Source organism: Mesorhizobium loti (assembly GCF_003148495.1).
GTDB lineage: Bacteria > Pseudomonadota > Alphaproteobacteria > Rhizobiales > Rhizobiaceae > Mesorhizobium > Mesorhizobium loti.
On the sequence record NZ_QGGH01000016.1, the window covers coordinates 99,341 to 109,365 of the forward strand.

At 60.3% G+C, this 10,025-nt stretch carries 11 protein-coding genes; 9 read left to right on the plus strand and 2 right to left on the minus strand.

Features of this window, described 5'->3' with window-relative positions:
• The first annotated feature begins 8 nt into the window (after positions 1 to 8).
• Positions 9 to 281, plus strand: a complete 273-nt coding sequence (locus C8D77_RS32165; RefSeq protein WP_027033457.1) for a DUF2274 domain-containing protein — start codon at positions 9 to 11, stop codon at positions 279 to 281.
• A 537-nt stretch (positions 282 to 818) separates the two neighbouring features.
• On the opposite strand, the gene hemN is transcribed toward C8D77_RS32165, so the two are convergent.
• Positions 819 to 2,168, minus strand: a complete 1,350-nt coding sequence (gene hemN / locus C8D77_RS32170) for an oxygen-independent coproporphyrinogen III oxidase (protein WP_097572451.1) — start codon at positions 2,166 to 2,168, stop codon at positions 819 to 821.
• Positions 2,169 to 2,325: 157 nt separating this feature from the next.
• On the opposite strand from hemN, the gene C8D77_RS32175 reads away from it, so the two are divergent.
• The gene (locus tag C8D77_RS32175; RefSeq protein WP_109671457.1) at positions 2,326 to 3,090 is read left to right on the plus strand and encodes a Crp/Fnr family transcriptional regulator; all 765 of its coding nucleotides are present in this window, start codon (positions 2,326 to 2,328) and stop codon (positions 3,088 to 3,090) included.
• Here C8D77_RS32175 and C8D77_RS32180 read toward each other — a convergent pair.
• Complete coding sequence (locus C8D77_RS32180; RefSeq protein WP_109671458.1) at positions 3,087 to 3,626, minus strand: hemerythrin domain-containing protein; 540 nt, start codon at positions 3,624 to 3,626, stop codon at positions 3,087 to 3,089. The genes C8D77_RS32175 and C8D77_RS32180 overlap by 4 nt on opposite strands.
• A gap of 129 nt (positions 3,627 to 3,755) precedes the next feature.
• On the opposite strand from C8D77_RS32180, the gene ccoN reads away from it, so the two are divergent.
• The 7 genes from ccoN to C8D77_RS32215 form a co-directional block, all read left to right on the plus strand.
• A complete protein-coding gene (gene ccoN / locus C8D77_RS32185; protein ID WP_109671459.1) occupies positions 3,756 to 5,366 on the plus strand; it encodes a cytochrome-c oxidase, cbb3-type subunit I in 1,611 nt (536 codons plus the stop codon).
• Positions 5,367 to 5,377: 11 nt separating this feature from the next.
• Positions 5,378 to 6,109 carry a cytochrome-c oxidase, cbb3-type subunit II gene (ccoO, locus tag C8D77_RS32190; RefSeq protein WP_109671460.1) on the plus strand — a complete coding sequence of 244 codons (732 nt, stop codon included), beginning with the start codon at positions 5,378 to 5,380 and terminating at the stop codon, positions 6,107 to 6,109.
• An 11-nt stretch (positions 6,110 to 6,120) separates the two neighbouring features.
• Positions 6,121 to 6,270 (plus strand): CcoQ/FixQ family Cbb3-type cytochrome c oxidase assembly chaperone, encoded by a 150-nt coding sequence (locus tag C8D77_RS32195; RefSeq protein ID WP_027033462.1) that lies wholly within the window; start codon positions 6,121 to 6,123, stop codon positions 6,268 to 6,270.
• A 2-nt stretch (positions 6,271 to 6,272) separates the two neighbouring features.
• Positions 6,273 to 7,136, plus strand: coding sequence for a cytochrome-c oxidase, cbb3-type subunit III (ccoP, locus tag C8D77_RS32200; protein WP_019856557.1), 864 nt, complete (start codon positions 6,273 to 6,275; stop codon positions 7,134 to 7,136).
• A gap of 198 nt (positions 7,137 to 7,334) precedes the next feature.
• Positions 7,335 to 8,900 (plus strand): cytochrome c oxidase accessory protein CcoG, encoded by a 1,566-nt coding sequence (ccoG, locus tag C8D77_RS32205; RefSeq protein WP_109671461.1) that lies wholly within the window; start codon positions 7,335 to 7,337, stop codon positions 8,898 to 8,900.
• Positions 8,897 to 9,394 (plus strand): FixH family protein, encoded by a 498-nt coding sequence (locus C8D77_RS32210; RefSeq protein WP_006329246.1) that lies wholly within the window; start codon positions 8,897 to 8,899, stop codon positions 9,392 to 9,394. Before ccoG ends, C8D77_RS32210 begins: the two co-directional genes overlap by 4 nt.
• Positions 9,391 to 10,025: cation transporter (locus C8D77_RS32215; RefSeq protein ID WP_146211847.1), on the plus strand; the 635-nt coding region annotated here is incomplete at its 3' end. The genes C8D77_RS32210 and C8D77_RS32215, both read left to right, overlap by 4 nt.

Below are 10,025 nucleotides of genomic sequence, written 5' to 3' on the forward strand. Positions count from 1 at the left end.
GAGTAATCATGGCAGATCTGAAACTTGGAAAGCTTCCAGACCGGACACCTTCGAAGATGACCATCACCGTTAGCGCGGACCTGAACCAAGCACTCAAGGACTATGCGGCGCTTTACCGCCAGACCTATGGCGAGTCTGAAACGGTAGCGGAACTCATACCTTTCATGCTGGCAGGGTTTTTGGAAGGTGACAGAGCGTTTGCCAAGGCCAGAAAGGAAAGCTTGCCTGCCGCCGGCATGTCAGAGAAATCGCGACGCGTGTCAGGTTCAGATTCCGAGTAATCGAAGCATAAAGTTGGTCAATTGGCGCAGCCGCCCGGGTGCCTAATTTCCCAGCGGTCGCGGCCTACCGATCCGTCATGTAAGGCCTATGCGCGAACTTCGAGCAGCTCGAGGTCAAGTAAGTGCCTGGGCGGCCCGGAAACCGCGAACAGGCGCAGGGCGTGCTAGCCGCACTGATGCATGGTTTCAGACACGTGGGAACGCCGTGCGGTTGTTACTCAGAATGAGCTCATCTCAAAGGGGCATTCAAGAGCCGCAGCGCTGAGTAGCGGAAGCCGCAATGGGGTGCGTCGTTGACATTCAGTGAAAGACTGGGCCGAACAATCCAACCTGCTTGGGCGGATACGAAGTGGAGCCCTGCCTGCAGGGTTAAGGCGGGTCCCAGCCCTCTGCCATGCGACCCCCTTTGGGAAATACCCGCGTCGTCACAGCATCGTAAAGTGGCGCCACATGCACTATCGAATTGTTAGCTGCTGGTTTCGGCGATTTTGAGGAGGTTCGCGATCGACTGAAGACGGTGACGTTCGTCTGTGGCACTCAGACTGCCACTGAGTGCCTGGCCGTTCCACTTTCGAAATATTTGTCGAACTTCGCTGCAATGCTCCTTACAAAGGGACGACTTTCCGCCGATACGACGTAACTGTCACCTTGGAGTTCAAGCGGTCGAGCAGGGTCGCCAATGGCGATGGAGCTTGCTTGGAAAAGAAGCTTTTGTCCGGCTTCCCCGAAGCGTTCCACCAGATCGGCTGCTGAAAAGCCGAAATCGCACATCAAGCGCTCGATGATCCAGCCGCGAACACGGTCATCTTCGGAAAACGCGATGCCGCGGACCGTGGCCAGATGTCCCCCCTCGACCATGCGTCCATATTCGGCTGTCGACGGCATGTTCTGCGAATAGCCCTGTCGAAACCGGCTGATCGATGACGGCCCGAGCCCGATCAGTGTTTCGCAGCGATCCTCGGTGTAGCCCTGGAAATTGCGGCGGATTGTTCCCGCGCGAGCCGAGACTGCAAGCGCATCATCCGGCTTGGCGAAATGGTCTATTCCAATTGCCTCGTATCCGGCGCCCATGATCAGACGGGCGGCAATTTGCCACTGAGCGAACCGTTCGGCCGGACCCGGCAACCATGCCTCGTCGATCATAGTCTGATGCTTCTTGAACCAGGGCACATGCGCGTAGCCGAACAGCGCCATCCGGTCCGGCTCCAGAGTCAGCGCCTGCGCCACGGTGGAACAGACGCTCTCCCTGGTCTGATGCGGCAGGCCGTAAAGCAAATCGAGGTTCACGGACCCCACGCCGCGAGAGCGAATGCCGTCGACAACCGCCTTGGTCTGCAAAAAGCTCTGCTCGCGGTTGATCGCCTTCTGCACCTTCGGATCGAAATCCTGAACGCCGAGGCTCGCCCGCGCCATGCCGATCTCGGCAAGTGTATCAAGGCGGGCTTCGTCCATGTCGTTGGGTTCGATTTCGACGCTGATCTTCGCATCGGCAAGAAAATCGAAGCTATCCCGCAGGACAGTTCCCAAGGCTATCATATCCTCGGGCTTCAGCATGGTCGGCGAGCCGCCGCCGAAATGCACGGCGCGGACATGGGCCTTGCCGCCGACAAGACCGGCGACAGTCGCGATCTCCGCGTGAAGCGAGCGGAGATACGAAGCCACCGGCTCGTAGCGGCGGGTCTGCTTTGTATGGCACGCACAGAACCAGCACAGCCGGTCGCAATAAGGGATGTGCAGGTAGAGCGAGACCTCGTCACCGCTTTCGAGCGCCTTCAACCAGCTTCGATAGACATCAGCGTCGACGCCAGGATGGAAATGCGGCGCGGTCGGGTAACTGGTATAACGCGGGACGTTCTCGCCAAGCCTGGCAGCTAATTCCGGTCTCATTTGGTGGTCCGCCGTTTTTGCCTCGCCGGAAGTCTGGACGCGTCGAAGAGCCAATGCCCTGATTTCGGTCAGCCTCCAGCACGGACAAACTGCCGCAAGGATTTCTCTGCCATCGCTTGCTATCCTGTCGAAACTTGGGATCGGTAGCGCGAGCGTAATGACAGTACGGCAAGACATTCACAGTTCCGGCATTCCCGTTCTTTGCCTGTCTTGCGCAGCACGACATCGCGGCGTCTGCGGTGCGCTCGATCCAAACCATTTGGTTGGGCTCGCCAAAACTTCGTCGCGGCACAAGATCGAGCCGGGGGTCGAACTGATCACCGACGCCGAGGCCGTCGACAGCTATTCAAACTTGCTTTCAGGCGTTGTGAAGCTGACGAAGTGCCTTTCGGACGGCCGCCAGCAGATTGTCGGTCTTCGGTTCGCACCGGATTTTCTGGGACGGCCCTTCAAGGTGAAAAGCACGATCAATGTGGAAGCGGCAACCTCCGTCTCGCTGTGCTCGTTTCCGAAGGCGGCCGTTGAACGGATAATGAAGGAATCACCGGGACTCGAGCATCGCCTGCTCAAGCAGACGCTGGACGAACTCGACGAGGCACTTGAATGGATGGTGACTCTCGGGCGCAAGACCGCACCGGAGAAGGTGGCGAGCTTTCTCCTCATCATCGCCCAGAATATGGATTCCAGTATCGACCCGGCGGCTGGGTCGGCATGCTTCGATCTGCCGCTGACACGTGCCGACATCTCTGATTTCCTTGGACTGACGAACGAGACCGTGAGCCGCCAGCTTACGCGATTGCGGGCTGACGGCGTGATCCGGATCGAGAACAAACGCCATGTAACGGTCGACAGCATGAGCCGGCTGGAGCAGCGCTGCGGCGGCCGAGGCGCGCGGCAACCGGCCTTTGTGAATGAGACCTAAGCGTCGGGGCCTTCGTCGCTTATTACGATCCGCGGCAGGACATGCTCGCGTTCGAAAGCGATGTGTCGCCGCAAGCCTTCGAAGAAGCCACGTAGCATGAATCCGACAGCTTCCGCGCTCTCTATCGGATCACCATGACCGATCGCTAGGAGCGTTTCGGCCACCTCGCCAGCGAAGCATTGATCCTCAAGGTGCTCGATGCGCAACCGGCTGGTAGAGGCAAGTTTGGCCTCGGCCGGAGTCAAGTGCGCCTCATACGCAGGGAAAATCACCCTCTCCTCAAACCCATGAATGTCACGGAGCAGCGGAACGATCTTCTTGGCCGTTCCAAGACATTTGAGGCGGTCGACGTTCGGCAGTGCATCGGCAATGCTTTCCAGGGAGAAGCAGAGCTCCAGCTTTTCCCGATGGGCAAGCTTCATGACCTCGCCCGGAATCGCCTCTGTGCCGGCCTGGCGCGAGAAAGCCGCACTTGTCCATGAGCGGGTTGGCCCGTGCTGCGTTTCCTTGTTCAATTCGCCACCTTCTGATTGCACCGAACTCGATGCTGCCCGAAGCAAAATCGTGCGGCTCTGACATGGATCAGGGCGAGCAGGCGGCAACTACGGAATTAATGCACCGCGGATTTGGCGTCCGCGCATTGGAATCCTGGTCGGGGACATGTCATGAAATTCGGCACGGAGATCGTCGTTCTAAGCCTGTTTGCTTTTGCGGCCCTGGTGGCTGCCGGCTTCGGCGTAGAAGGACCTTTTCGCCAGCATATGGGGGTTTTGTTCTTCGCCGTGGCTGGCTTTACCGCGATCCTGCTGCGCAACACAGATTTCAAGCCGGCGGCTCCGATCGACACCTCCGCCTACATGGATGGCCCGATCCGCTACGGAGCCATTGCAACGGTATTCTGGGGCGTCGTCGGCATGCTCGTCGGTGTGATCATTGCCCTGCAGCTGGCATACCCTCACCTCAACATCCAACCCTGGTTCAATTTCGGCCGGCTGCGGCCGCTGCACACATCCGGCGTCGTCTTCGCCTTCGGCGGCAACGCTTTGCTTTGCACGTCGCTCTATGTCGTGCAGCGCACGTGCCGCGCCCGGCTGTTTGGCGGCAAACTGGCCTGGTTTGTGTTCTGGGGTTACCAGCTGTTCATCGTCATGGCCGCGACCGGCTACCTGCTCGGCATCACCGAAGCCCGCGAATACGCCGAACCCGAATGGTATGTGGATCTCTGGCTGACCATCGTCTGGGTCGCCTATCTCATCCTGTTCCTCGGCACGATCCTGAAGCGCAAGGAACCGCATATCTACGTCGCCAACTGGTTCTACCTGTCCTTCATCGTGACAATCGCGATGCTGCATGTGGTCAACAATCTGTCGATGCCGGCGTCGTTCCTGGGCTCGAAGAGCTACTCCGCCTTCTCCGGCGTCCAGGACGCCTTGACGCAATGGTGGTATGGCCACAACGCCGTCGGTTTCTTCCTGACTGCCGGCTTCCTCGGCATGATGTATTATTTCGTGCCCAAGCAGGCGAACCGGCCGGTCTATTCCTACCGCCTGTCGATCGTCCACTTCTGGGCGATCATCTTTCTCTACATCTGGGCCGGCCCGCACCACCTGCATTACACCGCCTTACCCGACTGGGCGCAGACGCTCGGCATGGCGTTCTCGATCATGCTGTGGATGCCGTCATGGGGCGGTATGATCAATGGCCTGATGACGCTGTCTGGCGCCTGGGACAAGCTCCGCACTGATCCGATCATCCGCATGATGGTGATGGCAGTCGCCTTCTACGGCATGTCGACCTTCGAAGGTCCGATTATGTCGATCAAGACGGTCAATTCGCTGTCGCACTACACGGACTGGACCATCGGCCACGTCCATTCCGGCGCGCTCGGCTGGGTCGGCATGATCTCGTTCGGCGCGATCTACTACATGGTGCCGAAGCTGTGGAACCGCGAGCGCCTCTATTCGCTGCGGCTCGTCACCTGGCACTTCTGGCTGGCGACGCTCGGCATCGTTGTCTACGCCGCCGTGATGTGGGTGTCCGGCATCATGCAGGGCCTGATGTGGCGCGAATACGACGAGCAGGGCTTCCTGGTCTACTCCTTCGCCGAAACCGTCGCCGCCATGCATCCCTTCTACGTCATGCGCGCCATCGGCGGTGCGATGTACCTCACCGGCGCCCTGCTCATGGCCTGGAACGTGACCATGACCATTCGCGGCTACCAGCGCAAAGAGCAGCCTTTGCCAGGTTCCGAGCCCGCCCTCCGGCCTGCCGAATAGGGAGCCAGATAATGGGCTTGATGGACAAACACGCGATCATCGAGAAGAACGCCACGCTTCTTCTCGTTGGCTCTCTTCTTGTCGTGACCGTCGGCGGCATCGTCGAGATTGCGCCGCTTTTCTATCTCGACAACACGATCGAGAAAGTCGAAGGCATGCGGCCCTACTCGCCACTGGAACTCGCCGGACGCAACATCTATGTGCGCGAGGGCTGCTACCTCTGCCACAGCCAGATGATCAGGCCTTTCCGGGACGAGGTCGAGCGCTACGGCCACTACAGCCTGGCCGCCGAGTCCATGTACGACCACCCCTTCCAGTGGGGCTCGAAGCGCACCGGCCCTGACCTTGCACGAGTCGGCAACCGCTATTCCAACGAATGGCACGTTCAGCACCTTATGGATCCACGTTCGGTGGTGCCGGAATCTATCATGCCTCGCTATGCCTTCCTGAAGGACGCTCCGATCGAGGTGAAGGACTTCTCGACGCATCTGGTTGCGAACGCGCGTGTTGGCGTCCCGTACTCCGATGACATGATCGCGCATGCCAATGCCGATCTGATGGCCCAGGCCGACCCGAATGCCGATGTCTCCGGCGTCGAGAAACGCTATCCGAAAGCCAAAGTCGGTGATCTGGACGGCAATCCGCAGCAGGTGACCGAGATGGATGCCCTCGTCGCCTATCTGCAAATGCTGGGAACACTGGTCGATTTCAAGACCTATGACGATGCAGCCGGCTACCGCTGAGGGGGGACGCAATGAGCTATAATTTGATGCGGGAATTCGCGGACAGCTGGGGTCTGCTTGCCATGGCGCTCTTCTTCGTCGGCTGCATTGCCTTTGCCTTGCGTCCCGGCGGCAAAACACAGGCCGATCAAGCCGCCCAGATTCCACTCAAGGACGACTGATCATGAGCAGCGAGCATATCGATGAAGTCTCGGGCATCTCAACGACCGGTCATGAATGGGACGGGATAAGGGAACTCAACAACCCATTGCCCCGATGGTGGGTGATAACCTTCTACATCACCGTCGCTTGGGCGGTGGCTTATACAATTGCGTATCCGGCTTGGCCGATGCTGTCTTCCGCGACCAAGGGTGTGCTTGGCTATTCCAGCCGCAACGCTGTCAAGATTGAGCTGGCGGCTGCCGAAGCCGCCAAGGGCAAATATGTCGCGGCCATCCAGCAGAAGACCGTATCCGAGATTGCAGCCGACGACGCGCTGCGTGAATTCGCGGTAGCGGCCGGCGGAGCTACCTTCAAGGTCAATTGCGTGCAATGCCACGGCTCGGGCGCCCAAGGGTCGAAGGGCTTTCCAAACCTGAACGACGATGACTGGCTGTGGGGCGGCACGACCGAGCAGATCCAGCAAACGATCGCGCACGGCATCCGTTTCGCATCCGACCCGGATACTCGGCAGTCGGAAATGCCCCCCTTCGGTGACATCATCACGCCCGAACAGATCGCACAGGTCGGCGCCTATGTCGCCAGCCTCTCGGGCAAGGTCCAGGATGCAAGTCTTATCGAGCCCGGCGCCAAGGTATTCGCGGAAAACTGCGTCGCCTGTCATGGCGATAATGCGAAAGGCAACAAAGAGCTCGGCGCGCCCAATCTGACCGATGCGATCTGGCTCTACGCACCCGGCGAGACAGCCATCGCCGTCCAAGTCCGCGCGCCGAAGCACGGTGTCATGCCGGCCTGGATCGGGCGTCTCGGCGAGACCAAGGTTAAGGAACTTGCGGTTTATGTCCATTCGCTTGGCGGCGGAGAATAGGAACGGAAGCCTATTCTCGGCCCTCCCCGCCAAGCGACGGGGCCCGGCACGAGTCGGGCCCCGACACCATTCCGGCATGCGGCGATTGACCTGCAGCAAGGCGGCGCGGCCCACACGGCGAAGCGGGCTCACTGCAGACCGGACGTCTGTCGAAGCAGTCCGTCGCACAACGATGTCATAGGCCGCGCGCGAGTGGAGATGCACGTGCTGGATAAAACGCAGATGGAGCGGCTCGAGGCAAAAGCGGTCAACTCCGCCAAGACACGACAGCCGCTCTATGCTCCGCGCAAGAAAATCTTCCCTAAACGCGCCTCGGGCAGCTTTCGCCGCTTCAAATGGCTGGTGATGGCGGTCACGCTGGGCATCTATTATCTGATGCCCTGGTTGCGCTGGGATCGAGGTCCGTTTGCTCCTGATCAGGCCGTGCTGATCGATCTTGCCAACCGCCGTTTCTACGTCTTCTTCATCGAGATATGGCCGCAGGAATTCTACTATGTCGCCGGCCTTTTGATGATGGCCGGCATCGGCCTCTTCCTGATCACGTCCACCGTCGGCCGCGCCTGGTGCGGCTATACCTGCCCGCAGACGGTATGGGTCGATCTTTTCCTAGTTGTCGAGCGGGCGATCGAAGGCGATCGCAACGCTCGCATGAAGCTCGACGCCGGCCGCTGGACCGCGCGCAAACTGGTGCTGCGTGTGTCGAAACACGCCATCTGGCTGGTCATAGCGGCAGCTACCGGCGGCGCCTGGATCCTCTATTTAGCCGATGCGCCGACGCTGATCGGCGACGTATTCAACGGCACCGCCGCTTCGGTCGCCTACGTCACCATCGCGGTGCTGACGGCCACCACCTACACATTCGGCGGGCTGATGCGCGAGCAAGTCTGCACCTACATGTGCCCGTGGCCGCGCATCCAGGCTGCCATGCTCGACGAGAATTCGCTCACTGTGACCTACAATGACTGGCGTGGCGAACCTCGTTCGCGGCACGCCAAGAAGGTCCAGGCTGCGGGGCAGCCGGTCGGTGACTGCGTCGACTGCAATGCCTGTGTCGCAGTCTGCCCGATGGGGATCGACATTCGCGACGGCCAGCAACTCGAATGCATCACTTGCGCGCTGTGCCTTAATGCCTGCGACGGCGTCATGAACAAGCTCGGCAAGGAGCGCGGGCTGATCTCCTATGCGACGCTGTCCGACTACAACGCCAACATGGCGGTGGCGACCGCAGGCGGCTCCGGTCCCGTGAACCCTTCACTCGTCAGAACGGCCGACAGCACATTCTCCGCCAGGTTGGCGCATTTCCATATTCGCAAGATCTTCCGGCCGAGGACCTTCTTCTACATGGGCGCGTGGACGGCGGTCGGGCTTGCCTTGATCTATTCGCTGCTGACGCGCGACCGACTCGAGATCAACGTCCTGCACGACCGCAATCCGCAATTCGTGACCCTGTCCGACGGCTCGATCCGCAACGGTTACACCGTCAAGCTGCTTAACATGATCCCCGAGCCAAGGACGATCGTCGTCACGATGCAGGGCTTGCAGGGAGCCGAAATGAGCGTCGTCGGCAGTGATCTGCCGGCAGCTCGCTTCTTCGCCATCGCGGTCCAACCCGACCGGCTGAACATGCTGAAGGTCTTCGTGCGCCAGCCAGCGGGTGAGGTTCGGCACGCTGCACAAACCTTCAAGTTCCGCGTCGAGGACAGAGCGAGCTTCGAATCGGACGAATACACCGCCACCTTCAACGCCCCGGAGATCGCCAGATGAGCACCAATACGCAAAAGACGCGTGAGTTCACCGGCAGGCACATGCTGCTCACCATTCTCGGCTTTTTCGGCGTGATCATCGCGGTCAATCTCACGATGGCGACACTCGCCAGCACGAGCTGGACCGGCCTTGTCGTCGAGAACACCTATGTGGCCAGCCAGCAATTCAACCGAAAGGCCGAGGAAGGGCGCGCGCAGGCGGCACTCGGCTGGACCGGCAAACTGACGATCGCTCGGGGTGAGGTCCGCTACAGCTTGAGCGATACCACCGGCAAGCCGGTCCCCTTGCATGGCGTCAAGATACTGTTTCGTCATCCCGCCTACGAGGCTGGGGACAAGGCCGTCACTCTCGCCCTCGTCTCGGACCAGGAATTTGCCGCGCAGCACTTGCCAAGGGATGGCGTCTGGATCGTCGAAGTCGACGCCGATGCCGGTCTGACAGAGCCCTATCGCGACGTTCGCCGGATCATGATTTCGCAAGGAGCGCTGCAATGAGCTGTTGTGCACCCAGCGCGGAACTGGCGCTGGATCTGACCAGTACCACATCGGTCCTGCCGTCTAGCCAGGAGATCAGGTTGGCGAGCCGATCGCTTGGCGACAATCTTTGGCAGACCGACCTTTCAGTGCCGACGGTTCACTGCGCGGCCTGCATCCAGGCCATCGAGACGGCTCTCGGAAGGCTCGATCGCGTCGAAGGCGCTCGTGTCAACCTGTCGACGAAACGGGTCGCGATCCGGTGGCGTGGGGACTCTGTGCCTCCGTTTGTCGCCGCGCTGGGACGGCTGGGCTTTCAGGCGCACCTGTTCGAAGCCGACGCTGATAAGAAGGACAAGACGCTTGCCGAGTTGATCCGCGCCGTCGCTGTTGCCGGCTTCGCGGCAGGCAACATCATGCTGCTTTCGGTCTCGGTCTGGTCCGGCGCCGAAGGTGCAACCCGCGACTTGTTTCACTGGGTCTCCGCATTGATCGCCATCCCGGCGCTCGCCTTCGCCGGCGGCATCTTCTTCCGCTCGGCCTGGAATGCACTGCGCCACGGCCGCATGAACATGGACGTGCCGATCGCGGTTGGGGTGTCGCTCGCTTATGCCATGAGCCTCTATGAGACGATCAACCATGGCGACCATGC